We start from the raw sequence: 22,950 nt of genomic DNA, 5'->3' as shown, positions 1-22,950 counted from the left end.
GGAGAATCGCCGTAGGCCCGTTCTGGGGGAGGTCCTCATGCAGCCACGGTCCGGCCGGTCCACGAAGGTGCCGCGGGATGCCGTGCACCATCCGGTGTTCGCGCGGTGCTACGCCCGGCTCAGCGTCGCCGCCGAGACCCGCGCGGGGATGGCCGGGGTGCGGCGCAGACTGCTCGGCGGGCTGTCCGGCCGGGTGATCGAGGTCGGCGCGGGCAACGGTCTGAACTTCGCGCACTATCCGGGCACCGTCTCGGAGATCGTCGCCATCGAACCGGAGCGTGAGCTGCGGGCGCTGGCCGTGGAGGCCGCCCTGCGCGCCCAGGTGCCGGTGGACGTGGCGCCGGGTGCGGCGGAGGCGCTGCCGGTCAAGAGCGAGGCGTTCGACGCGGCGGTGCTCTCGCTGGTGCTGTGCAGCGTCCGGGACGTGCCGCGGGCGCTCGCGGAGCTGCGGCGGGTGCTGCGGCCGGGCGGCGAGGTGCGGTTCTTCGAGCACGGCCGGGGCGGCGGCCGGGTCATGCGCCTCACCCAGCGGGCGCTGGACCGCACGGTGTGGCCGCCGCTGGCCGGCGGCTGCCATGTGGCGCGGGACCCGGTCGGCGCGCTGCGTCGGGCGGGGTTCGAGCTCGGCCCCTACCGGCGGATGCTGATGCCGGACAAGGGGCCGGCGCTGCCCACCTCGTACTGCGTCATGGGCACCGCGTGGCGCCCGACGGGCGACGCGGTGGCCGACGGGAGCTGATCACTCGCACCAGCGGCGCAGCTCGGCGGCGATGTCGTCCACGGTCGCCTCGCCGTCCTTGACCAGGCGGGCCAGGTCACGCACCTGTTCCGGCGAGGTGACGACCTTCGGACCGCTGGCGACGAGATAGGCGTACGCGACGGCGGAGGCGAACAGGGCGTTGGAGCGCTCCAGCGCGGGGATGTGGATCAGCTGCTGGAGCAGCGAGGCGGCGCGGGCGTGCGGGCTGTCGTAGACGGGGACGTCGAATATCTCGGCCTCGTGGCGTGCGACGGCGGCGACGAGGGCGCCCCAGTCGGTGACCTGGGGGTCCCCCGGGGTCTGCCGCTCGGCGAGCATGAGCAGCCACGCGAGGTCGATGCGCAGGTCGTTCAACGGCTCAGCGGCGACCTTCGCGCGTGCCTTCGCGCTCCTTGCCGAATTCTTCGGCGAAGACGCTCTCGTACTGCTTCATGAAGTCGGCGGCGGCCTCGACGAACGCGCGGCCCGCCTCGCCGGTGTCCTGCCGGACCAGTTCCTCGATGTAGCGGTTCACGCTCATCCCGCGCGCCAGGGCACGTTCCCGTGCCGCGCGGGCGGTGCCCTCGTCCACGCGCACGTTCAGCTGGGTCTTCGCCATGTCTCGAAGCTAGCGCCGGAGTGCTAGCGGCGGCAAGTGCCGCGGCGGGACCGGACCGGGTTCATCTGGGTCCTTTCGTGGATGCCCCGCCTTGGGGCGGGGGTGGGGGTACCGCCTCAAGAGGCCATCTCAATTGGTGAAAGACGCCGCCCGTGAGAGTGCGGCGCAGGCGCGAGGGCTTGACCGTGATGTGAGACTTCCGGCATGGACATGGGGCGTGAGTCGCGGTGGGAGAAGGACGCGATGACGGTGGAGATCGTCTTCGCCCTGGTGACTGCCGCCGTGCTGGCTGGGTTGGTTCTTGCCGTCGCCTGGACTCTCGCCCTGACCCTTGACCTCTCTGGATCGGCAGAGAGACACGTACTGGCGGGGGGCGCGCTGCTCGGAGCGGCTGCCGCAGTGTGGCGTCTTTTGCGGGTACTGCTTCGGTTCGACAAGCAGCGCCGCTTGGGCCGCTGACCACGGTTCTTTCCATCAGGCTCGGTAGCCCCTCGGCGTGGGGATCGTTGAGCGGCCGGTGCCGGATGAGCTGTGGGAGCTGTTCCAGCGGGTGGTTCCGGAGGCACCGTCACGACCGCAGGGAGGCGGCCGGCGCCGTCACGGCGACCGTGAGGTGCCGGCTGCGATCGTGTTCGTGGCGACCTCGGGCTGCACGTGGCGGCAGTTGCCGACGGCGTCCTTCGGGCCGTCCGGCGCGACGGCCCACCGCAGGTTCACCGAGTGGACGAAGGCCAGAGTCTGGGCCAAGCTGCACCGCTTGGTCCTCGACGAACTCGGTTCCCGTGGCGACCCGGACTGGTCGCGGTGTGCAATCGACTCGGTGAACATGCGGGCCCTGAAAAGGGGGACCTGACAGGTCCGAATCCTAATGGTCACGCACGGCTCGGGCGCCCCCGCCCACTCCGATCCGGTGCTCTTCCTCGCGGACGGCCGAATCGTGGACGAGATGCGTCAGCCGACGGCGGAGCCGGTGCTGGAACGCATGAAGCGCTTCGACGTGTTCCGCGTCACCGCAGACGACTCCGGCGGCCCCGCTCCGTGAGCGTCGCACATGGACGGGTCGAGGCGACTGGCGGGGTCGGTGGTCCGGATCGTGGAATGTCGTGCCGTGCGGGAGCGCGCGTGCTGTGATCACCGCATGACCGAGCTGCGTGTACGGGCCGCGACGCCCGAGGATCTCGACACCGTGCTGGCCTTCTGGAAGGTGGCCGCCGAGGGGACGAGCATCAGTGACGACCGGGACGGCGTGGAGCGGCTGGTCGCCCGCGACCCCGAGGCGCTGATCCTCGCGGAGAGCGGTGGTGAGCTGGTCGGCACGGTGATCGCGGGCTTCGACGGCTGGCGGTGCCATCTCTACCGGCTGGCGGTGCACCCGGACCGCCGCCGTCGGGGCGTCGCCTCCGCGCTGCTGACCGCCGCGGAGGAGCGGTTCGTACGGCTCGGCGGGCGTCGCGCGGACGCGATGGTCCTCGAGAGCAACGAGACCGCCCACCATGCATGGGGCGCCGCCGGGTATGCGCGGGAGGAACGCTGGCGGCGCTGGGTGAAGCCCCTCACCGGGTGATCCACGGCCCGACAGCGCACCTTTGCCGATCCTTTACCCTTGTGGGGCCACTCGGTCCTCCATGAAAGGTGGTGTGCGTCCGCCCATGGGCGAGCCCCCGGTCCGCGACATCGCGCATCCGTTCCCGTCCTGTCCGACCATGGGACAGAGGTGACCCGATGACCGAAGTGCTCCTCCTCCTGGCGGCGATCCTGCTCTCGCTCGCCTGCGGCGCCTTCGTCGCGGCCGAGTTCTCCCTCACCACGGTCGAGCGGGCCGAGCTGGAGCGGGCCGTCGAGCGCGGCGAACGGGGGGCCGCGGGCGCCCTCAAAGCCGTACGGAACCTGACCTTCCAGCTCTCCGGCGCACAGCTCGGCATCACGGTCACCAACCTGGTGGTCGGCATGCTGGCCGAACCGTCGATCGCCGCGCTGATCGCGGGCCCGCTGGAGGACATCGGCGTCTCCGCTTCGGTGGCGAGCTCCCTCGCCCTGGTGATCGGCACGGCCCTGTCGACGGTGTTCCTGATGGTGGTCGGCGAGCTGGTGCCCAAGAACTGGGCGATCTCCTCGCCGCTGGCCGTCGCCAGACGGGTGGGCAACGCGCAGCGCTGGTTCAGCGCCGCCTTCCGCCCGTTCATCACGCACCTGAACAACACGGCCAACCGCATAGTGCGCCGCATCGGCGTGGAGCCCGCCGAGGAGCTGGAGTCCGCGCGCGGGCCGCAGGAACTCGCGGCGCTCGCCCGGCACTCCGCCCGGGAGGGCGCCCTGGAGCCGGACACCGCCGAGCTCTTCGTCCGCACGCTGAACCTCGCCGACCTCACCGCCGAGAACGTGATGACACCGCGCGTCCAGGTCATCGCGCTGGAGGTGCACGCCACCTGTGAGGACGTGGCCAACGTGACCCGGGCGACCGGGCTGTCCCGGTTCCCCGTCTACCGCGACACCCTCGACGCGGTCGTCGGCACCGCGCACGTCAAGGACGTACTGGCACTGCCCGCGGAGCGCCGCGCCCGGGTGCCCGTGTCGGAGCTGATGCGCGAACCGCTGCTGGTCCCCGGATCGCTCACCGTCGACCGTCTCCTCGACCGGCTCTCCGGGCGGCGCACCATGGCCGTGGTGATCGACGAGTACGGCGGCACGGCCGGCGTGGCCACGCTGGAGGACATCGTCGAGGAGGTCGTCGGCGAGGTCCGCGACGAGCACGACCCGCACGAGACCCCCGACCTGGCCCGGGCCGGCACCGACGAGAACGGGCGCGCCCTGTTCTCGGCCGACGGCTTCGCGCGGGTGGACCAGCTCGCCCGGGTCGGCCTGCGCACGCCGGAGGGACCGTACGAGACCCTCGCCGGACTCGTGGCGGCCGAGCTGGGCCGGATACCGGCCGTCGGCGACACCTTCGAGGTCGCCGGCTGGCGCCTGGACGTGGTGGACGCCACCGGCCACCGCGCGGCACGCGTCCTGCTGCACGCGCCCCTGGACGACCGGCACACGACGGAACAGCGGACGACGGAACGGCCGACGGCCGGGACCACGGATGACAGGGGGGCACGGCGATGACCGTCGTACAGCTGCTGATCGGTCTGGCGACGCTGGTCGTCAACGCCTTCTTCGTCGGCGCCGAGTTCGCGCTGATCTCGGTCCGCCGCAGCCAGATCGAGCCGTACGCCGACAAGGGCGACCGGCGCGCGAAGAGCGTGCTGTGGGGTCTGGAGCACGTGTCCGCGCTGATGGCGGCCGCGCAGCTCGGCATCACGCTGTGCACGCTGGTCCTCGGCATCGTCGCCGAGCCGGCCATCGCGCATCTGCTGGAGCCGGTGTTCCACGCGGTGGGCGTCCCGGAGGGCGCGGGGCACGCGGTGTCGTTCGTGATCGCGCTGGCGCTCGCGACGTATCTGCACATGCTGCTCGGCGAGATGGTGCCGAAGAACATCGCGCTCGCCGAGCCGGTGCGCAGCGCCCTGATGCTGGGTCCGCCGCTGGTGGCGCTGTCCCGCGCGCTGCGCCCGGTGATCTTCACGATCAACGCGTTCGCCAACGCGCTGCTGAAGCTGATGCGGGTCGAGACCCGGGACGAGGTGGTCGCGTCCTTCTCGGACTCCGAGCTGGCCCAGATCGTGAAGGACTCCGGCGAGGCGGGCCTCATCGACGACCGCGCGCGGGAACGGCTGCACGACGCGCTGGAGCTGGGCCGGCGGCCCGTGCGGGACGTGGTGATGCCGCTGGAGCGCGTCGTCTACGCGAGCGTGGGGGTCACCCCGGAGGGGCTGGAACGGCTGTCGGCGGAGTTCGGCTTCTCCCGCTTCCCGGTGGTGGACGAGCAGCGGCGGATCGTCGGCTACCTGCACGTGAAGGACGCCCTCGACACCTCGCCGCGGGACCTGCCGTTCCGGCTGGGCGACATGCGGTCCATCGCGCGGGTGCGGGAGAGCACGCCGATGGACGACGTCCTCACCGCCATGCGGGGCAGCCGTACGCATCTGGCGGCCGTCCTCGGGACCGACGGGCGGCTGGCCGGGCTGGTGACCATGGAGGACGTGCTGCAGGAGCTGTTCGGACAGCGGGTCTGAGCACGGGGAAGGGCGACCGACCGACGGGTATGTGCCACGGGATACCATCTGTGTCGCCATGCAGACTGATCCCACTCCCTCGTACAGCAGCCTCGTCGCCCTCGGCGACTCCTTCACCGAAGGCATGTCGGACCTCCTTCCCGACGGCACCTACCGGGGCTGGGCCGACCTCCTCGCCGACCGGATGGCGGCCGGCACTCCCGGTTTCCGGTACGCCAACCTCGCGGTGCGCGGCAAGCTGATCCAGCAGATCGTCGACGAGCAGGTCGAGGTCGCCGCCGCCATGCGGGCCGACGTCGTCACCCTGGTCGGCGGGCTCAACGACACCCTGCGGCCCAAGTGCGACATGGGGAGGGTGCGGGATCTGCTGACCGAGGCGGTGGAGCGGCTGGCACCGCACTGCGAGCAGCTGGTGCTGATGCGCAGCCCCGGCCGCCAGGGGCCGGTCCTGGAGCGCTTCCGCCCGCGCATGGAGGCGCTGTTCGAGTGCGTCGACGAGCTCGCCGGGAAGCACGGCGCGCTGGTCGTCGACCTGTACGGGGCTCCGTCGCTCGCCGACCCCCGGCTGTGGGACGTGGACCGGCTGCACCTGAACGCGGACGGGCACCGCAGGGTCGCGGAGGCGGTCTGGCAGACGCTGGGCCACGCGCCGGAGGACCCCGAGTGGCATCTGCCCCCGGAGGCGACGCTGCCGCCGCGCTGGATGGCCCGGCGGGTCGCGGACGCCCGGTTCGCGCGGCAGCACCTGCTGCCGTGGATCGGCCGCCGCCTCACCGGCCGCTCCTCGGGCGACGGTCTGCCGCCGAAGCGCCCGGAGCTGCTGCCGTACGAGGGCCTGTAGCGCCGCCTTGTACTTTCCTCCAGGCCACCCGGTGGCGCCGGCCTGCAGGAATCGCCAGTAGACTCCCTGTACGTGACTGCTGCGCCCGCCAAGCCCCGTATCCCGAACGTCCTCGCCGGACGCTACGCCTCCGCCGAGCTCGCCACGCTCTGGTCGCCCGAGCAGAAGGTGAGGCTGGAGCGGCAGCTCTGGCTCGCCGTGCTGCGGGCCCAGAAGGACCTCGGCATCGAGGTGCCCGACGCGGCGATCGCCGACTACGAGCGTGTCCTCGACACCGTCGACCTGGCCTCGATCGCCGAGCGCGAGAAGGTCACCCGGCACGACGTGAAGGCGCGGATCGAGGAGTTCAACGACCTCGCCGGGCACGAGCACGTGCACAAGGGGATGACCTCCCGCGACCTCACCGAGAACGTCGAGCAGCTGCAGATCCGGCTCTCGCTGGAGCTGATCCGCGACCGCGCGGTCGCCGTGGCGGCACGGCTGGGCAGGCTGGCCGGTGAGTACGGCGAACTGGTCATGGCCGGCCGCTCGCACAACGTGGCCGCGCAGGCCACCACCCTCGGCAAGCGGTTCGCCACCGCCACCGACGAGCTGCTCGTCGCGTACGGCCGGGTGGAGGAGCTGCTGGGCCGCTACCCGCTGCGCGGCATCAAGGGCCCGGTCGGCACCGCACAGGACATGCTGGACCTGCTCGGCGGCGACGCGGGCAAGCTCGCGGAGCTCGAGCGGCGGATCGCCGGGCACCTGGGCTTCGCGCAGGCGTTCACGAGCGTCGGTCAGGTCTACCCGCGCTCGCTGGACTACGAGGTCGTCACCGCGCTGGTGCAGCTCGCCGCCGCGCCGTCGTCGCTGGCGAAGACGATCCGGCTGATGGCCGGACACGAGCTGGTGACCGAGGGCTTCAAGCCGGGCCAGGTCGGCTCGTCCGCGATGCCGCACAAGATGAACACCCGCTCCTGCGAGCGCGTCAACGGCCTGATGGTGATCCTGCGCGGCTACGCCTCGATGACCGGCGAGCTGGCCGGCGACCAGTGGAACGAGGGCGACGTGTCCTGCTCGGTGGTGCGCCGGGTGGCCCTCCCCGACGCGTTCTTCGCGCTGGACGGGCTGCTGGAGACGTTCCTGACGGTGCTCGACGAGTTCGGTGCCTTCCCGGCGGTCGTGGCCCGGGAGCTGGACCGCTACCTGCCGTTCCTCGCCACCACCAAGGTGCTGATGGGCGCCGTGCGCGCGGGCGTCGGCCGTGAGGTCGCGCACGAGGCGATCAAGGAGAACGCCGTCGCCACCGCCCTCGCCATGCGGGAGCGGGGCGCCGAGCGCAACGACCTCCTCGACAAGCTCGCCGCCGACGAGCGGCTGCCGCTCGACCGTGCGGAGCTGGAGGCGCTGATGGCGGACAAGCTGTCCTTCACCGGCGCCGCGAGCGACCAGGTCGCCACCGTGGTCGGCCGCGTCGACGAGATCGTCAAGCAGCACCCGGAGGCCGCCGGGTACACCCCCGGGGCGATCCTCTGACACGCTTCACCCAGGAGGAGCTGGAGGCCGCCCGCGACCGTCTCGTACCGGACGTGGTCGCGGACGGCCTGCGCGTGCTGTTCTGCGGTATCAACCCCGGTCTGATGACGGCCGCGACCGGCCACCACTTCGCCCGCCCCGGCAACCGCTTCTGGCCGGCGCTGCACCGCTCCGGTTTCACGCCCCGGCTGCTGCTGCCGTCCGAGCAGCGGGAGCTGCTGTCGTACGGGCTCGGGATCACCAATGTGGTGGCGCGGGCGACCGCGCGGGCCGACGAACTGAGCACCGAGGAGTACCGGGAGGGCGGGCGGCTGCTCGCCCTGAAGACGGCCCGGCTGCGGCCGCGGTGGCTGGCCGTGGTCGGGGTCACCGCCTACCGCGCGGCGTTCGACGACCGGAAAGCGCGGGTCGGGCCGCAGGAGCGGACGATCGGCGACACCCGCGTGTGGGTGCTGCCCAATCCGAGCGGGCTGAACGCGCACTGGACGCCGGCGACGCTGGCGGAGGAGTTCGGCCGGCTGCGGGAGGCCGCGGCCGAGCGGTGACGGCCGGTGGTCAGGGCGGGGGTGCTTCCGTGACCACCGCCAGCAGTCGGATCGCGTCGTCCGGGTCCCGGTCGGCGACCGCGACGGCGACCCAGCGGCCGGTGCCCTGCACCTCCCACACCCGGGCCACGCCTGCGTGGCCGGCGAGCCAGGCCCACGGCTCGGGTATCTCCTTCCACTCGGGGCGCGGGTTCCAGGGGTCGGTGTCTCCCCAGCGGGACGCCAGCACCTCGTACACGGCGTCGTGGTCCTTCTCGAACCGGTCCACCGCGACCGCCCGCCGCGCGGGGTCCCCGGCCGGTCCGTCATCGGTCTCCAGTACGGCGACATGGTGGCCCGGTCCCCCGAAGCCGACGTCCGACGGTCCGTGCTCCGCCGGGAAGGGACGGAAGCACAGCTCGTCGATGAGGGCGATGTGCCGGGCGATGTTCATGGGCCCAGTAAACCCGCCGGCACGGGCGGTCGGCGGGGGGCCGGCCGACTTCCGGTCAGGCGTCGCGGCGGCGCAGGCTCCACGCCCCGGCCGCCAGCGCGGCGGCCGTCCACAGCGCGGTCACCGCCAGTCCCGACCAGGGGCCGAGTGTTCCGTCGTGGGTCTCGTACAGGACTACCTGTCCGGCCCGGTCGGGCAGGAAGTCGGCGACGGTGCCGGCCGCGTCGCCGATCACGAAGGACACGACGAGGATGAAGGGGATCAGCACGGACAGGGTGGCCACTCCGCTGCGCAGCAGGGTCGCGAGGCCCGCGGCGAACAGGGCCATCAGCGTGAGGTAGACGGCGCAGCCCACGACGCCCCGGATCTGCTCGGCCGGGGTGAGGCCGCTCGCCGCCTCGCCGAGCCCCGCCCGCGCCACGAGGAGAGCGGCCAGGGCGGTCAGCAGGCCCACGGCCAGCGTGGGGACGGCAATCGCCGTGACCTTCGCGGCGAACCAGCGTCCGCGCCGCGGGACCGCGGCCAGTGAGAGCCGCAGGGCGCCGTTGTGGTACTCCGCCGATACGGCCATGGCGCCGAAGGAGACGGCGGCGATCTGGCCCGGTGTGACACCGGACAGGGCCGTGAACAGCGGGTCGAGGTCCGGGTCCGGCGTGCCGTCCACTCCGGCGATCGCGGAGAACGCCGTGGTCGCGGCGAACAGCGCGAACAGGGCCCCGGGGAGCGAGCGGACGGTGCGGATCTTCAGCCACTCGGCGTGGAGCACGGGTGCGAACTGCATGGTCAGGCCTCCTGCGGCTGTGCGGCGAACTCGGTCTCGGCGGCGGTCAGGTCCAGATAGGCCTGTTCCAGCGTGCCCTCGTCCGCGGTGAGTTCGAGGATCGGCACCCCTGCGGCGGAGGCGAGGCGTCCGATGTCGTCCACGCGCGCGTCCGGCACGGTCCAGTGGCCGTCCGGGTGTTCCACGGCGTCGTGACCGTGCCCGGCGAGGACGCTCTTGAGGGCGGTGGGGTCGGAGGTGCGGATACGGACCGTGGGGCGCACGCGCGCGTCGACGAACTCCCGCATCGGGGTGTCGGCGAGGAGCCGGCCCCGTCCGAGGACGACGAGGTGGTCGGCGAAGGAGGCGGTCTCGTTCATCAGATGGCTGGAGACCAGGACGGTCCGCCCCTCGTCCGCGAGCCGGCGCAGCAGGGTGCGGATCCACACGATGCCTTCGGGGTCCAGGCCGTTGGAGGGCTCGTCGAGCATGATCACATCCGGGTCGCCGAGCAGCGCGGCGGCGATGCCCAGCCGCTGGCGCATGCCCAGGGAGTAGGTCCGCACCCGGCGGCGCCCCGCGGGGCCCAGGCCGGTCTCCTCCAGCACCTCGTCGACCCGGCGGTCCGGGATGCGGTGGCTCGCCGCCAGGACGCGCAGATGGTCGCGGCCGGTGCGGGAACCGTGCGCGGCCTGCGCGTCGAGCAGGGCGCCGACCCGGCACAGGGGTTCCTCGAGGGCGGCGTAGGCGCGGCCTCCGATGGTGGCGGAGCCGGACGTGGGGCGGTCGAGGCCGAGCACCATGCGCATGGTGGTGGACTTGCCGGCGCCGTTGGGGCCGAGGAAGCCGGTGACGCGGCCGGGCAGGACGCGGAAGGTGAGGTGGTCGACGGCTCGCCGGGTGCCGTACTCCTTGGTGAGGTCCTGGACGTCGATGCTGGTCATGGCAGCAGCGTGACGGCTCGTACGGGGGCGGGGCCTCCCCCGCCGGTGGAGATCGTCTCCCCCGTGCGGGGGAGGTCCGTCGTCGGCGGCGGCTGGCACGATGACGGCATGATCCGCTTGCTGCGCCCGTTCGGCCGGACGGTGACGTACACACGATTGCTGCATCTGTTCATCGCGATCGTGTGGCCGTCCATGTGGCTGTTCCTCGAGGAGGCGTGGTGGACCTGGGCGGCGGCGGCCCTGGTGCTCGTGCCCGTCGGGCTGGTGCCCGCGATGCGCACCGTGGAGGGGTTGCAGGCCAGGCTGCTGCTGACCGGTCAGCGGCACGACAGCGACAGCGCCGGCATCGTCGTCGCGCCGTCCGCCTCCTGGAGCGACCGGGGCAGGCTCGTCGTATGGCTTCAGGCGCGGCTGCTGATCGGCTGCGCGGCCTCCGTGTTCACCGCGAACCTGCTCATGGCCGCGGTGGACCTGGTGGCGGCGGCGTTCGGCGGGGACACGGCCTCCGGCGAGTCGTTCCTCCTCGAAGGCCACAGCTGGTGGCACGTCCTCCTGCTGCCCTTGGTGTCGGTGGTCCTGGCGGCGACCGTGGTCGGCTCGGGCCGGCTGATCACGGCGCTGGCCCGCCGTCTGCTCGGCCCCTCCCCCGCCGAGCGGCTGGCCGCCATGGAGGAACGCACCGAGCAGCTCCTGGAGCGCACCCGTATCGCCCGGGAGCTCCACGACTCCATCGGTCACGCCCTGACCGTGGCCGTCGTACAGGCGGGCGCCGCCCGCGCGGCCGGCGATCCCGCCTTCACCGAGCGGGCGCTGGACGCCATCGAGGAGACCGGCCGGGCCGCGCTGGAGGACCTGGAGCGGGTCCTCGGCGTCCTGCGCGAGTCCGGGAGGCCGGCCGGCGGCCGGCCTGCCCTCACGGACGCCGGCCGGCTGCTGGAGTCCGCGCGGGCTTCCGGCGCGAAGGTCGACGTCGCCATGACCGGGCCCCTGGACACCGTGCCCGGGCCGGTCTCCCGCGAGGGGTACCGCATCCTCCAGGAGGCCCTGACCAATGTGCTGCGGCACGCGGGCGCCGTCCCCGTGCGGGTCCGTATCGCGGTCGACGACGGCTCGCTCGGCCTGGAGGTCCGCAATCCGCTCACCGGGACGGTACCCGGGCCCGGCCGGGGCAGCGGTCTGCGCGGCATACGCGAGCGCGCGGCGCTGCTGGGCGGGCGGGCGCAGACCGGTCCCGACCGGGGTGACTGGCGGGTGCGGGTGGAGCTGCCGTTGCGCTGATCTACGCTGGCCGCATGCCGGTCACCGTTCTGCTCGTCGACGACGAACCCCTCGTACGCGCGGGTCTGCGGGCCGTGTTGGAGGCGCAGCCGGACATCGAGGTCGTCGGGGAGGCGGCCGACGGTGCGGCGGTCGTTCCGCTCGTGCGGCAACTGCGGCCGGACGTGGTCGCCATGGACGTACGCATGCCGCTGCTGGACGGGATCGAGGCCACACGGGCGCTGCTGCGGACGGTCGACGCGCCGCCGAAGATCCTCGTCGTGACGACGTTCGAGAACGACGAGTACGTGTACGGGGCGCTGCGCGCGGGCGCCGACGGGTTCCTGCTGAAGCGGGCACGGCCCGCGGAGATCGTGCACGCGGTGCGGCTGGTCGCCGAGGGCGAGTCGCTGCTCTTCCCCGCCTCGGTGCGCCGGCTCGCGGCCGAGTACGCCGACGGCAACCGCGCGGCGCGCGACGTGCTGGAGCGGGCACGGCTGACCGACCGTGAAGGGGAGGTGCTGCGGCTGATGGCGCGGGGCCTGACCAACGCGGAGATCGCCGCGCGGCTGGTGGTGGGGACGGAGACCGTGAAGTCCCATGTGAGTGCCGTGCTGGCGAAGCTGGGGGCGCGCGACCGGACCCAGGCGGTGATCGCGGCCTACGAGTCGGGCTTCGTGGCGCCGGGCTGAACCCGCGCCCCCCGGGGCGGCCGTGCCCGGAGGTCGCCGGGGTCCGCGGCGCCGAGTACGATCCGCCCAACACGCGCACGAGCTGGGAGGACGGACGGTGGGTCGGCTGACCGGCGGGGACCCCTCGCTGCTGCGAAGGATCAACTCCGCGGTGGTGCTGCACGCGTTGCGGGCGACGGACTGCGCGACGCTGACCGAGGTGACCCGGGTGACGGGACTGTCCCGGCCGACCGTCGAGGGCGTCGTGGAGGGGCTCATCGAGGCGGGTCTCGTGGTGGAGACGGCGGCCGAGGAGGGTGCCGCGCGGCGGCAGGGGCGGCCGGCGCGGCGGTTCCGGTTCCGGGCGGAGGCCGGGCATCTGCTCGGCCTGGAGATCGGCGTGCACCGGGTGGCCGCGCTGCTGGCCGATCTGGACGGCCGGGTGATCGGCGCGCAGGCGCGGGACGTCGACGAGACGGTCGACGCCGACGAGCGGCTGGAGCGGATCGGCACGGCCGTCGCGGAGCTGCTGCGGCGGGCCGGTGTCCCGCGCGGCTCGCTGCGGGCCGTGGGCGTGGGCACGCCGGGGATCGTGGAGGCGGACGGCACGGTGCGGCTGGGCACGGCGCTGCCCGGCTGGACGGGCCTCGGCCTCGGCGAGCGGCTGAGCCGGTCCTTCAAGTGTCCGGTGCTGGTGGAGAACGACGCCAACACGGCGGTCGTCGCCGAGCACTGGAAGGGCGCCGCCCGGGGGACCGACGACGTGGTGTTCGTGCTGGCCGGGCTGAGTCCGGGCGCCGGATCGCTGATCGGCGGGCGGCTGCACCGGGGGTACGGCGGGGCGGCCGGGGAGATCGGAGCGCTGCATCTGCTGGGCCGGGAAGCGACTCCCGAGACACTGCTGTCCACCACGGACGAGCCGCTGCACCCGCTCGACGAGCAGGCGGTCGCCGAGGTGTTCGCCCAGGCCCGCGAGGGCGACCAGCGGGCGCTGGCGGCCATGGACCGGTTCATCCGCCGGCTCGTCCACGACGTGGCGGCGCTGGTGCTGGCCCTCGACCCGGAACTGGTCGTGATCGGCGGCTGGGCGGCCGGCCTGGACGGCGTCCTGGAGCCGCTGCGCCGCGAACTGGCCCGCTACTGCCTGCGCCCGCCGAAGGTCACCCTGTCCCACCTCGGGGAGGCGGCGGTCGCCACGGGTGCGGTGCGCCTGGCCCTCGACCACGTGGAGGAACAACTCTTCGCGGTGGAGGGCACGGTGACGGCCCGCCGGTAGCGGGCGCGTCGTATCGGCGCCCAGCGCCCGGGGGTTCCAGCGTCCCGCGTTCCCGCGCCCCGCGTTCCCGCGCCCGCTCCCGCGGGCAATCGTGCCGCAGGGCGGCACGGGTGGGCGCGACGGCACCCCGCGAACGCCGGGCTGCGTGACATCCCCCGCCCAGTGGACACCCCGGCGGCTGCTGGGCGGGGGTGGGCTTGCGCTCGCCCCGCTGAAGGGGTGCCGCTGCGCCCACCCGTGCCGCCCCAGCGGCACGACTGCCCGCAGCTGCGGCGGTGCGGCTGCCCACAGCTGCGATGGTGTGGCTGCTATCGGCTGCGGGTGGCTACGGCGGCGCCGCGGCACGCGGCTACGGGGGGGGTGGAGTCAGGACGCGTGGCGTTCCGGGCCGTGGTGGATCTCGACGCCGCCGGAGTCGCCGAAGGTCAGGCGGCAGGTGTCCGCGCGGTACGTGGCCACGGAGAGCGCGGCGGTGCGGCCGCGGGCGATGAAGCGGGTGGTGACGACGAGGACGGGAGCGCCGGGCAGGCGGTCCAGTTCGCGCGCGTCGTCCGCGCGGGCGGAGCCGAGCTCCACCGCGTTCTCCTGCCGCTCCAGCTCCAGGCGCTGCAGTTCCCGCAGTACCGCACGCGCGCGTGCGGTACCGGACGGCGCGTCGATGCCGGACAGGTCCGGTACCGAGTCCGCCGGGATGTAGAGGAGTTCGGCGGCGACGGGCTGGCCGTGGGAGACGCGGGAGCGCCGCACGACGTGCACGGACTCGTCGCGGCCGGTCACCAGCGTCTCGGCGACGGCGGCGGGCGGTACCTCGGGCACGCAGTCGAGGGTCTGCCAGGCGTCGTGCGGCCCGCCGGGCCAGGCGTGCTGTGCCGTACCGACGGACACGCCCATGCGCGGTGGGGCGACCGTCGTGCCCACACCGCGGCGGCGCTGCAGCCTGCCTTCGAGTTCGAGCTGTTCCAGGGCCTGCCGGAGCGTGGCGCGGGCGACGCCGAAGCGGGCGGCGAGGTCGCGCTCGTTGGGCAGGATCTCGCCCACGGAGAACTCCGAGTCCAGCGCCTCGCTGAGCACGGTCCTGAGGTGCCAGTACTTCGGTTCCGGCACCGTTTCCAGCTGCGTGGTCCCCACCCTGTCCTCCACGATCGCCGTGTCCGGCCGCGTTTTAGCGCCCTTGTTTATTAAAGGTTGTTTCACTTATCTGCGACCATAAGGCGCCCCTCACCCTTGGTCAATACCAATCGGGCACCACGACGGCCCCCGTCGCGACGGGGGCTTCGGTGCGGGGACTCCTACCGGACCTCGGCGAGCGAACGCAGCTTGTCGGGATTGCGGATGACGTACACCGTCCGGACGCGCCCGTCGGCGACGTCGAGCTGGACGACGGAGTCGGGCTTGTCACCGGACAGGACGAGCACCGCGGGGCCGCCGTTGAGCTCCAGGAAGCGGAAGGCGAGGTCCGGCACGCTCTTGCGGGCGACGCCGAGGAGGAAGCGCCCCACGTGGTCGGCGCTCTCCAGGACCCGCAGCGGGGCGCGCGACCTGCCGCCGCTGTCGCCGACCAGACGCGCGTCGGGGGCGAGCAGTTCCAGCAGGCCCTCCAGGTCGCCGTCGGCCGCCGCGGCCAGGAAGCGTTCGGTGAGGTCGCGGCGCCGGGCGGGGTCGACCTCGTAGCGCGGGCGGCGCTCCTCGACGTGTCTGCGGGCGCGGCCGGCGAGTTGGCGTACGGCCGGTTCGCCGCGGTCGAGCATGGCCGCGATGTCGGCGTACGGGTAGCCGAACGCCTCCCGCAGCACGAACACCGCGCGCTCCAGGGGCGACAGGGACTCCATGACGACGAGGACGGCGAGGGAGACGGAGTCGGCGAGGACGGCCCGCTCGGCGGCGTCCGGGACGGTGTCGCCGAAGTCGGTGACGTAGGGCTCGGGAAGCCACGGGCCGACGTACGTCTCGCCGCGCGCCTTGATCTGGCGCAGCCGGTCGACGGCGAGGCGGGTGGTGACGCGCACCAGGTAGCCGCGCGGTTCGCGCACCTCGGCCCGGTCGCCGCCCGACCAGCGCAGCCACGCGTCCTGCACCACGTCCTCCGCGTCGGCCACCCGGCCCAGCATGCGGTAGGCGACCCCCAGGAGGACGGGGCGGTGTTCCTCGAAGACGTCGGTCACGGTGTCGGTGGTCACGGCACCATCCCAGCCGACCCGCGCGGCCGTGTCCAGGCGGCACCGGCCGCCGGCCGGCGGGACACACCGCCCATGGGGCTACCCGTCGGTAGCAATTGCTGACAAGCTGTCTACGACGCCGGGCGGCGTCCGTTTCCGCGAGTCCCAGACGAGGAGCACCCTCATGTCCGCGACCGTCTCCTTCAAGGTCACCTCTCCCCTCGGCCCGCAGTCCGTGACCCTGTCCTACGCACGCGTGGGCCGCGGCGAACCGCTGCTCCTGCTGCACGGCATCGGTCATCACCGCCAGGCCTGGGACCCGGTGGTGGACATCCTGGCGACCGAGCGCGAGGTGATCGCCGTGGACCTGCCCGGCTTCGGCGCCTCCCCCTCGCTGCCCGACGGCCTCGCCCACGACCTGCCGACCATGAACGCCGCCCTGGGCGCCCTGTGCGAGGAGCTGGAGCTCGACCGGCCGCATGTCGCGGGCAACTCGCTCGGCGGCCTGCTGGCCCTGGAACTAGGCCGCAAACGGCTCGTACGGTCCGTCACCGCCCTGTCCCCGGCGGGTTTCTGGACGCAGGCCGAGCGGCGGTACGCCTTCGGCGTGCTGATCGGCATGCGGCGGATCGCGGAGCGGATGCCGCTTCCGCTGGTCGAGCGCCTCGCCCGCTCCGCGGCCGGCCGGGCGGCGCTGACCAGCACCATCTACGCCCGTCCCGGGCGCCGTTCCCCCGAGGCCGTGGTCGCCGAGACGCTCGCGCTCGCCGGGGCCACCGGTTTCGCCGAGACCCTCCGCGCGGGCGCCGCCGTACGGTTCACCGACGACGTGCCCGGCATCCCGGTGACCGTCGCCTGGGGCGCCCGGGACCGGCTGCTGATCCCCCGGCAGGGCGTCCGCGCCAAGCGGATCATCCCCCGGGCCCGGCTGGTCCGGCTGCCCGGCTGCGGTCACGTCCCGATGAACGACGACCCGGCGCTGGTCGCGCGTGTCATCCTCGACGGCAGTCGCTGAGGGCGGGAACGTACCCCCGAACGGCCTAGTGTGGCCCTGTCATGACGTCACCGCAGACCGGCCCCGAGAAGCCCGCCGCCTCCTCCGCCTGGGAGTTGCTGCTGCCCGCCGCCTCCGCGCCGGCCCGCGCGCGTGGCCGTTCGCTGCAGGCCGCGCTGCGCGAGGCGGTGCGGTCGGGACGGCTCGCGCCGGGGACCCGGCTGCCGTCGAGCCGTGACCTGGCCGCCGACCTCGGTGTGTCGCGGGGGCTGATCACGGAGGCGTACGAGCAGCTGACGGCGGAGGGTTATCTCCGCTCCGGCCGGGGCGCCGGGACGTGGGTGGGGGCGACGGTACGGGCCGCCCGCCCGCGCGCCCACGACCTCGCCCCACGCACCCCCGGCATCCGCGCGGACTTCGTCCCCGGCACCCCCGATCTGTCGCTGTTTCCCCGCGCGGCATGGGCGGCGGCGCAGCGCGGTGTGCTCGCGGACCTTCCGCACCAGGAGCTGGGTTATCCCGATCCGCGCGGGCTGCCCCGGCTGCGTACGGCGCTGGCCGGACTGCTCGCGCGGCGCCGGGGTGTGGTGGCCGATCCCGAGCGGATCGTGGTGGTCTCCGGAGTGGCGCAGGCGACGGCACTGCTCGGACTCGCCCTCCATGCGCGCGGGTTGCGCGCCGTCGCCGTGGAGGACCCCGGCAGCCCGCAGCACGAGTCCCTGTACGCCGCCGCCGGGGTCACCGCCGTACCCGTACCGGTGGACGGCGAAGGGCTCGTCATGGAGCCGCTGCGGGCCTCCGGGGCGCGGGCGGCCGTCGTGACGCCGGCGCACCAGTTCCCCACCGGCATCGCGTACTCCGCGCGGCGCCGGGCCGAACTGCTCGACTGGGCGCGGTCCGTGGACGGGATCGTCCTGGAGGACGACTACGACGGCGACTTCCGCTACGACCGGGCGCCCGTCGGCGCCCTTCAGGGGCTCGACCCCGAGCACGTGGCCTACACCGGCTCGGTCAGCAAGTCCCTCGCCCCGGGGCTGCGGCTCGGCTGGCTGCTGGTGCCGCAGGGGTGGGCCGAGGAGGTGGTGGAGCGCAAGCGCACCATGGACCTCGGCCACCCCACCCTGGACCAGGCGCTGTTCGCCCGGTTCCTGGAACGCGGCGACTACGACCGTCAGCTGCGTCGCTGCCAGCGCGCCTACCGCGAGCGGCGCGACGCCCTGGTCTCCGCGCTCGGGGAGCACTTCCCGGGCGCCGAGGTCTCCGGGATCGCGGCGGGGCTGCACGTCATCGTCTCGCTGCCCGGACGCCACGGGCCGCGAGAACGCTTCCTCGCACGGGTGGCGGCCGCCGGTGTCGCGGTGCGCCCGCTCACGGACCACGCCCACCACGAGGAGCCGGAGGAGGGCGTACGGCTCGTGCTGGGCTACGCGCACATGACGCCCGCGCGGATCCGTGAAGGCGTCCGTCTCATGGCGGAGGCCACCGCCGGACAGACACCCGCCCGTCCGCGCGTGTGATCAATTGTTCACTCGGGGTTGGTGTGCGCGCCGCGCCGCCCGAGTAGGTGTGGTTGCGCACACTGGCCGGATCCCGTCCCTGGAGGCGCATCCATGTCACACCGTCCGCTCCCCGGCCGTCGCGCCGTGCTGCGCGGCTCGCTCGCGGCCTCGGCGGCCCTGACCCTGCCCACCGCGCTCGGCGCGGCGCCCGCCTTCGCCCTCTCCGGGCGCCCGCGGGCCGAATGGGGCGTGCAGACCGGCGACGTCACCAGTGACTCGGGGCTGGTGTGGGTGCGCTCCGACCGTCCGGCGCGGGTGATCGTCGAGACGTCGGCGACCGAGTCGTTCCGCCGTCCGCGCAGATGGCACGGTCCGCTGCTCGGCGCGGGCACCGACTTCACCGGAACGACCCGGCTGCGCGGGCTGCCGTCCGGCGAGCAGATCCACTACCGGGTGCTGCTCGCCGACCCCGACGACCCGCGCCGCACCGGCGAGCCGGTCACCGGCACGTTCCGCACGGTCGCCACCCGGCGCCGGGACGGTGTGCGGTTCCTGTGGTCGGGCGACCTGGCGGGACAGGGCTGGGGCATCAATCCCGACTTCGGCGGCTACCGCATCTTCGACGCGATGGCGCGGCTCGACCCCGACTTCTTCCTGTTCAGCGGGGACACCGTCTACGCCGACGGCCCCGTCTCCGCGACCGCCGCCCTGCCGGACGGCGGCGTCTGGCGGAACGTCACCACCGAGGAGAAGTCGAAGGTCGCCGAGACCCTGGCCGAGTTCCGGGGCAACTTCCGCTACAACCTGCTCGACGAGAACCTGCGCCGGTTCAACGCCCAGGTGCCGTCCATCGTGCAGTGGGACGACCACGAGGTGCGCAACAACTGGTACCCGGGCCAGCGGATCGCCGACACGGACGCCCGGTACACGGAGAAGAGCGTCGACGTGCTGGCGGCCCGCGCGCGGCGCGCGTTCGGCGAGTACTTCCCGATGTCCACGCTGCGGCCGGGCGCCCGGGAGGGCCGGGTGTACCGGGTGCTGCGGCAGGGGCCGCTGCTCGACGTGTTCGTGCTGGACATGCGGACGTACCGCAACGCCAACTCCTCCGGTGACCAGACCGTGGACCCGCAGGGCATCCTCGGGCGGGAGCAACTGGAGTGGCTCAAGCGGGAGCTGTCGCGGTCGCGGGCGGTGTGGAAGGTGATCGCCGCCGACATGCCGATCGGTCTCGTCGTGCCCGACACGACCGAAGGCAGCCGACACGTCGAAGCGGTGGCCCAGGGCGACCCGGGGGCGCCGCTGGGGCGGGAGCTGCAGATCGCGGAGCTGCTGCGGTTCGTCAAGCACCGGCGGATCACCGGCACGGTGTGGCTGACGGCCGACGTGCACCACACCTCGGCGCAGCACTACCAGCCCTCGCGGGCCGCGTTCGACGACTTCGAGCCGTTCTGGGAGTTCGTCTCCGGTCCGCTGAACGCGGGCGCCTTCCCGGCCGGCGCGCTCGACGGCACCTTCGGCCCGGAGCGGGTGTGGGTGAAGGCGCCGAGCGCCTCGAACGTCTCGCCCGCCGGCGGCTACCAGTTCTTCGGCGAGGTCGACATCGACGGCGCCGGCGGTGAGTTGACGGTGCGGATGCGGGAGCAGGACGGCACCGTGCTGTTCACGAAGACGCTGCGGCCAGGCCTGGTCGGTCAGTAACTTCGGTCAGCGACTCAACAAAACGGGCAGAAGCGCGCTTTACCCATCAGTCACAGTACGTTCGTGATCACGAAACACGGTTCCTTCACAGTGGCTGTATGAGTCGAGACATGTCTGAAGTGACGAACACCCCGCACGGCGGCCCCACGAACGGCCGCCGGGACCCGGCCGGACTCGCCGCACGCTGCACGGCGGCGTTCCACGCATGGTGGGTACGCCGCCACGGCCACGCACCGCCGGCGCACGATACCGGCGACGCCCCGCCGCCCTCCGCCGTGGCCGGGGGCAGCGTGCTGTGGCGGATGCGGACGACGGTGAAGGACGAACCGGGCGCGCTGGCCACGCTCTGCACGGCGCTGGCCGAGCTGCGGGTCGACATCCTGAGCCTGCAGACGCACCCGCTGGGCGAGGACACCGTCGACGAGTTCCTGCTGCGGGCACCGGAGGGGACGGACCTCGTCGCCGCCGTGTCGCTCGCCGGAGGCGCGGACACCTGGACCGAGCGGGCCGACGCCCACGATCTGGTGGACGCGCCGACCCGGGTCCTCGGGCTGGCCGCCCGCACCGCACAGGACGCGGCCGAACTGCCGCTCGCGCTGCGCCAACTGCTGGGCCGGTGCACGATCCGTTCCCTGCCGGGCGGCGGTCACCGGGCGGCCACGGCCGTGCCCGAGGAGGGCTCCCTGGAGGACACCGTGATCCGGCTGCGCGCCCCGGAGGGCGGGGTGATCACCGTGGAGCGGCCGTATCTGCCGTTCACACCCACCGAGTTCGCCCGCGCGCGGGCACTCGTGGAGCTGGACGCCCGGCTCGGTCCGCGGATCCCGCGCGGCCGTGACGTCCTCATGCTGCCCGAGGGCAGTGCCGTCTCCGTGCGCCGCGCGGACACCGGCGATCTGGCGGCCGCGCGGGCGATGCACGAGCGGTGCTCCACCGAGACCCTGCGCATGCGGTACCACGGGCCGGTCGGCGACGCCGACCGCTATCTGAACCACCTGCTCAGCCCGCGCTTCGGCCGCACGCTCGCCGCGCAGACCGCCTCGGGCCGCATCGTCGGCCTCGGCCATCTGCTGTGGGACGGCGACGAGACCGAGGTCGCGCTGGTCGTGGAGGACGCCTGGCAGCGCCGGGGCATCGGCGCCGAGCTGCTCACCCGGCTGGTGGCGATGGCGGCCGAGGACGGCTGCGCCCAGGTGTACGCCGTGACGCAGGCGTCGAACACCGGCATGGTCGCCGCGATGCGCGGCCTGGGGCTGCCGCTCGACTACCAGATCGAGGAGGGCACGCTGGTCGTCACGGCCCGCCTGGACGCCGTACCGGACCGCCGCGCGGAGGAGGGGCGGGAGCACGGCGAACGGGTCGGCCGGTCGTAGCCCGTCGCACGCGACACGCGGCGCCGGCACCGCACGCGGAGACGGGGCCACGGCCACCGCGCGGGCGCGGGGCGATGGTCACAACGCGTCAGTCGGCACACGGCGAGCGTGTGGACACGGGGCTCCGGCCGCCGCGCGGCCACGGGACGACGGCCACAGCGTGCCGGCCGGCGCACCCCGAGCACGCGAACACGGGACCCCGGCCACCGCGCGGGCGTCCGGGGAGCGGCCCGGCGGCACGACCCGCCGGGCCGCTCCCCGTGTGCCTCACCTCAGCCCCGGGCCGGCGCCTCCGCCGGTGCGGGCGTCCCGGCCCGCTCCCCCAGGGCCGCGTCCAGATCGGCCCACAGGTCCTCGACGTCCTCCAGGCCGACCGAGAGCCTCAGCAACCGGTCGCCCACCCCGGCGTCCCTGCGGTCCTCGGCGTCGACGATGCGGTGGCTGATGGAGGCCGGGTGCTGGATGAGGGAGTCCACGCTGCCCAGGCTGACGGCCGGGGTGATCAGCCGTACGCCGGCGATCACCTCGTGCGGGTCCCCGTGCACCTCGAAGGAGACCATCGCCCCGCCGATGCGCGGGTAGTGCACCCGGGCCACGCGCGGATCGGCGGTGAGCCGGCCGGCGAGTTCGGCGGCGTTCGCGGACGCGGCCCGCACCCGTACCGGCAGGGTCGACAGGCCGCGCAGCAGCAGATAGCCGGCCAGCGGATGCAGTACGCCGCCCGTGGCGAACCGCACCTGGCGCAGCCGCCCGGCGAACTCCTCGTCGCAGGCCACCACGCCCGCCAGTACGTCCCCGTGCCCGCCGAGGTACTTGGTGGCGCTGTGCAGCACCAGCCGTGCCCCGTGCTCGGCCGGGCGCTGGAGGACCGGCGTGGCGAAGGTGTTGTCGACGAGCAGCGGCACGGAGCCGCAGGCATGGGCGACGGCCCGCAGGTCGATCTCGGCGAGAGTGGGGTTGGCCGGGGTCTCCACGAGCACCAGGCCGGTGTCGGGGCGCAGCGCGTCGGCGACCCCGGCCGGGTCGGTCCAGGTCACCTCGGAGCCGAGCAGTCCGGCGGTCAGCAGATGGTCGCTGCACCCGTACAGGGGACGTACGGCGACGACGTGCCGCAGCCCCGTCGAACCGCGGACCAGCAGGACGGCGCTGAGCGCGGCCATGCCACTGGCGAACGCGACCGCCGACTCCGTGCCCTCCAGGCGGGCCAGGGCGGTCTCGAAGCGGGCGACGGTCGGATTGCCGAGCCGCCCGTAGACGGGCGGGCCCTCCGGCTCGGCGCCGGTGGTGGCGAAGGCGTCGATGCGGGCCGCCTCGGCGCGGCTGTCGTACGAGGGGTACGTGGTCGACAGGTCGATCGGCGGGGCGTGCAGTCCCAGTCCGGCGAGGTCGTCGCGGCCTGCGTGCACGGCCTCGGTGGCGAGTGCTCGTGTGGTGCGTCGCGTGTCCATGCCCAAGTCCATGGACGGAAGGGTGAACACCGAACGGGTACCGATGGCTGATCCCCGTGCTACGTTC

23 protein-coding genes and 2 pseudogenes are annotated in these 22,950 nt (G+C 73.6%); 17 read left to right on the top strand and 8 right to left on the bottom strand.

What is annotated here, in order from left to right:
- The first annotated feature begins 37 nt into the window (after positions 1-37).
- Positions 38-739: a class I SAM-dependent methyltransferase gene (locus ACFV5H_RS27805; RefSeq protein WP_385197736.1), complete on the top strand. Its 702-nt coding sequence runs from the start codon at positions 38-40 to the stop codon at positions 737-739.
- Here the strand turns inward: ACFV5H_RS27805 and ACFV5H_RS27800 are convergent, their stop codons facing one another.
- Both ACFV5H_RS27800 and ACFV5H_RS27795 read right to left on the bottom strand, forming a co-directional pair.
- Positions 740-1,114 carry a fic family toxin-antitoxin system, toxin component gene (locus tag ACFV5H_RS27800; protein ID WP_385050447.1) on the bottom strand — a complete coding sequence of 125 codons (375 nt, stop codon included), beginning with the start codon at positions 1,112-1,114 and terminating at the stop codon, positions 740-742.
- 4 nt (positions 1,115-1,118) lie between these two features.
- Positions 1,119-1,358 carry a toxin-antitoxin system HicB family antitoxin gene (locus ACFV5H_RS27795; protein WP_344561835.1) on the bottom strand — a complete coding sequence of 80 codons (240 nt, stop codon included), beginning with the start codon at positions 1,356-1,358 and terminating at the stop codon, positions 1,119-1,121.
- A gap of 204 nt (positions 1,359-1,562) precedes the next feature.
- On the opposite strand from ACFV5H_RS27795, the gene ACFV5H_RS27790 reads away from it, so the two are divergent.
- The 9 genes and pseudogenes from ACFV5H_RS27790 (at position 1,563) to mug (ending at position 8,374) form a co-directional block, all read left to right on the top strand.
- Entirely contained in the window at positions 1,563-1,817 is a 255-nt protein-coding gene (locus ACFV5H_RS27790; RefSeq protein ID WP_385197734.1) for a DUF6332 family protein, read from the top strand.
- 37 nt (positions 1,818-1,854) lie between these two features.
- A pseudogene (locus ACFV5H_RS27785) lies at positions 1,855-2,246 on the top strand (transposase); the annotation flags it as partial.
- Positions 2,221-2,400: pseudogene (locus ACFV5H_RS27780) on the top strand (ABC transporter ATP-binding protein); the annotation flags it as partial. The pseudogenes ACFV5H_RS27785 and ACFV5H_RS27780, both read left to right, overlap by 26 nt.
- Before the next feature lie 96 nt (positions 2,401-2,496).
- Complete coding sequence (locus ACFV5H_RS27775; RefSeq protein WP_385050442.1) at positions 2,497-2,922, top strand: GNAT family N-acetyltransferase; 426 nt, start codon at positions 2,497-2,499, stop codon at positions 2,920-2,922.
- 158 nt (positions 2,923-3,080) lie between these two features.
- Positions 3,081-4,463 (top strand): hemolysin family protein, encoded by a 1,383-nt coding sequence (locus tag ACFV5H_RS27770; RefSeq protein ID WP_385050440.1) that lies wholly within the window; start codon positions 3,081-3,083, stop codon positions 4,461-4,463.
- A complete protein-coding gene (locus ACFV5H_RS27765; RefSeq protein ID WP_385050438.1) occupies positions 4,460-5,473 on the top strand; it encodes a hemolysin family protein in 1,014 nt (337 codons plus the stop codon). Before ACFV5H_RS27770 ends, ACFV5H_RS27765 begins: the two co-directional genes overlap by 4 nt.
- A 58-nt stretch (positions 5,474-5,531) precedes the next feature.
- Positions 5,532-6,314, top strand: a complete 783-nt coding sequence (locus ACFV5H_RS27760; RefSeq protein WP_385050436.1) for an SGNH/GDSL hydrolase family protein — start codon at positions 5,532-5,534, stop codon at positions 6,312-6,314.
- A 72-nt stretch (positions 6,315-6,386) separates the two neighbouring features.
- On the top strand, positions 6,387-7,829 hold the full coding sequence (gene purB, locus ACFV5H_RS27755) for an adenylosuccinate lyase (protein WP_385050434.1): 1,443 nt from the start codon (positions 6,387-6,389) through the stop codon (positions 7,827-7,829).
- The gene (gene mug, locus ACFV5H_RS27750; protein ID WP_385050467.1) at positions 7,826-8,374 is read left to right on the top strand and encodes a G/U mismatch-specific DNA glycosylase; all 549 of its coding nucleotides are present in this window, start codon (positions 7,826-7,828) and stop codon (positions 8,372-8,374) included. The genes purB and mug overlap by 4 nt, the downstream gene beginning before the upstream one ends.
- A 10-nt stretch (positions 8,375-8,384) precedes the next feature.
- Here mug and ACFV5H_RS27745 read toward each other — a convergent pair whose 3' ends face one another.
- Genes ACFV5H_RS27745 through ACFV5H_RS27735 form a run of 3 tightly spaced genes read right to left on the bottom strand, consistent with a single transcriptional unit; the run spans position 8,385 to position 10,511 of the window.
- Positions 8,385-8,807, bottom strand: coding sequence for a hypothetical protein (locus ACFV5H_RS27745; RefSeq protein ID WP_385050432.1), 423 nt, complete (start codon positions 8,805-8,807; stop codon positions 8,385-8,387).
- Positions 8,808-8,862: 55 nt separating this feature from the next.
- Positions 8,863-9,588, bottom strand: a complete 726-nt coding sequence (locus tag ACFV5H_RS27740) for an ABC transporter permease (protein ID WP_385050430.1) — start codon at positions 9,586-9,588, stop codon at positions 8,863-8,865.
- Between the two features lie 2 nt (positions 9,589-9,590).
- Positions 9,591-10,511, bottom strand: coding sequence for an ABC transporter ATP-binding protein (locus tag ACFV5H_RS27735; protein ID WP_385050428.1), 921 nt, complete (start codon positions 10,509-10,511; stop codon positions 9,591-9,593).
- A 108-nt stretch (positions 10,512-10,619) separates the two neighbouring features.
- Here ACFV5H_RS27735 and ACFV5H_RS27730 point away from each other — a divergent pair, with 108 nt between their 5' ends.
- The 3 genes from ACFV5H_RS27730 (at position 10,620) to ACFV5H_RS27720 (ending at position 13,715) form a co-directional block, all read left to right on the top strand.
- Entirely contained in the window at positions 10,620-11,789 is a 1,170-nt protein-coding gene (locus ACFV5H_RS27730; RefSeq protein WP_385197732.1) for a sensor histidine kinase, read from the top strand.
- A 14-nt stretch (positions 11,790-11,803) separates the two neighbouring features.
- Positions 11,804-12,460: a response regulator gene (locus ACFV5H_RS27725; RefSeq protein WP_385050424.1), complete on the top strand. Its 657-nt coding sequence runs from the start codon at positions 11,804-11,806 to the stop codon at positions 12,458-12,460.
- Positions 12,461-12,557: 97 nt separating this feature from the next.
- Entirely contained in the window at positions 12,558-13,715 is a 1,158-nt protein-coding gene (locus tag ACFV5H_RS27720) for an ROK family transcriptional regulator (protein ID WP_385050422.1), read from the top strand.
- A 366-nt stretch (positions 13,716-14,081) separates the two neighbouring features.
- Here the strand turns inward: ACFV5H_RS27720 and ACFV5H_RS27715 are convergent, their stop codons facing one another.
- Together ACFV5H_RS27715 and ACFV5H_RS27710 are read right to left on the bottom strand one after the other, a co-directional pair.
- Positions 14,082-14,843 carry a GntR family transcriptional regulator gene (locus ACFV5H_RS27715; protein ID WP_385050420.1) on the bottom strand — a complete coding sequence of 254 codons (762 nt, stop codon included), beginning with the start codon at positions 14,841-14,843 and terminating at the stop codon, positions 14,082-14,084.
- 161 nt (positions 14,844-15,004) lie between these two features.
- Positions 15,005-15,892, bottom strand: a complete 888-nt coding sequence (locus ACFV5H_RS27710) for an RNA polymerase sigma-70 factor (protein ID WP_385050418.1) — start codon at positions 15,890-15,892, stop codon at positions 15,005-15,007.
- Positions 15,893-16,055: 163 nt separating this feature from the next.
- Here ACFV5H_RS27710 and ACFV5H_RS27705 point away from each other — a divergent pair, with 163 nt between their 5' ends.
- From ACFV5H_RS27705 to ACFV5H_RS27690, 4 genes are all read left to right on the top strand, one after another.
- A complete protein-coding gene (locus ACFV5H_RS27705) occupies positions 16,056-16,886 on the top strand; it encodes an alpha/beta fold hydrolase (RefSeq protein ID WP_385050416.1) in 831 nt (276 codons plus the stop codon).
- 41 nt (positions 16,887-16,927) lie between these two features.
- A complete protein-coding gene (locus ACFV5H_RS27700) occupies positions 16,928-18,382 on the top strand; it encodes a PLP-dependent aminotransferase family protein (RefSeq protein WP_385050414.1) in 1,455 nt (484 codons plus the stop codon).
- A gap of 93 nt (positions 18,383-18,475) precedes the next feature.
- On the top strand, positions 18,476-20,062 hold the full coding sequence (locus ACFV5H_RS27695; protein ID WP_385050412.1) for an alkaline phosphatase D family protein: 1,587 nt from the start codon (positions 18,476-18,478) through the stop codon (positions 20,060-20,062).
- Positions 20,063-20,172: 110 nt separating this feature from the next.
- Positions 20,173-21,435: a GNAT family N-acetyltransferase gene (locus ACFV5H_RS27690; RefSeq protein WP_385050410.1), complete on the top strand. Its 1,263-nt coding sequence runs from the start codon at positions 20,173-20,175 to the stop codon at positions 21,433-21,435.
- Between the two features lie 272 nt (positions 21,436-21,707).
- Here ACFV5H_RS27690 and ACFV5H_RS27685 read toward each other — a convergent pair whose 3' ends face one another.
- Positions 21,708-22,883, bottom strand: a complete 1,176-nt coding sequence (locus ACFV5H_RS27685; protein ID WP_385050408.1) for a trans-sulfuration enzyme family protein — start codon at positions 22,881-22,883, stop codon at positions 21,708-21,710.
- Positions 22,884-22,950 lie beyond the last annotated feature (67 nt).

It is taken from the genome of Streptomyces sp. NPDC059787, assembly GCF_042732315.1.
In the GTDB taxonomy this organism is placed as follows: Bacteria; Actinomycetota; Actinomycetes; order Streptomycetales; family Streptomycetaceae; genus Streptomyces; species Streptomyces atrovirens.
Note: the sequence above shows the minus strand (reverse complement) of the source record. Positions and strands in the feature narration are given on the sequence as shown.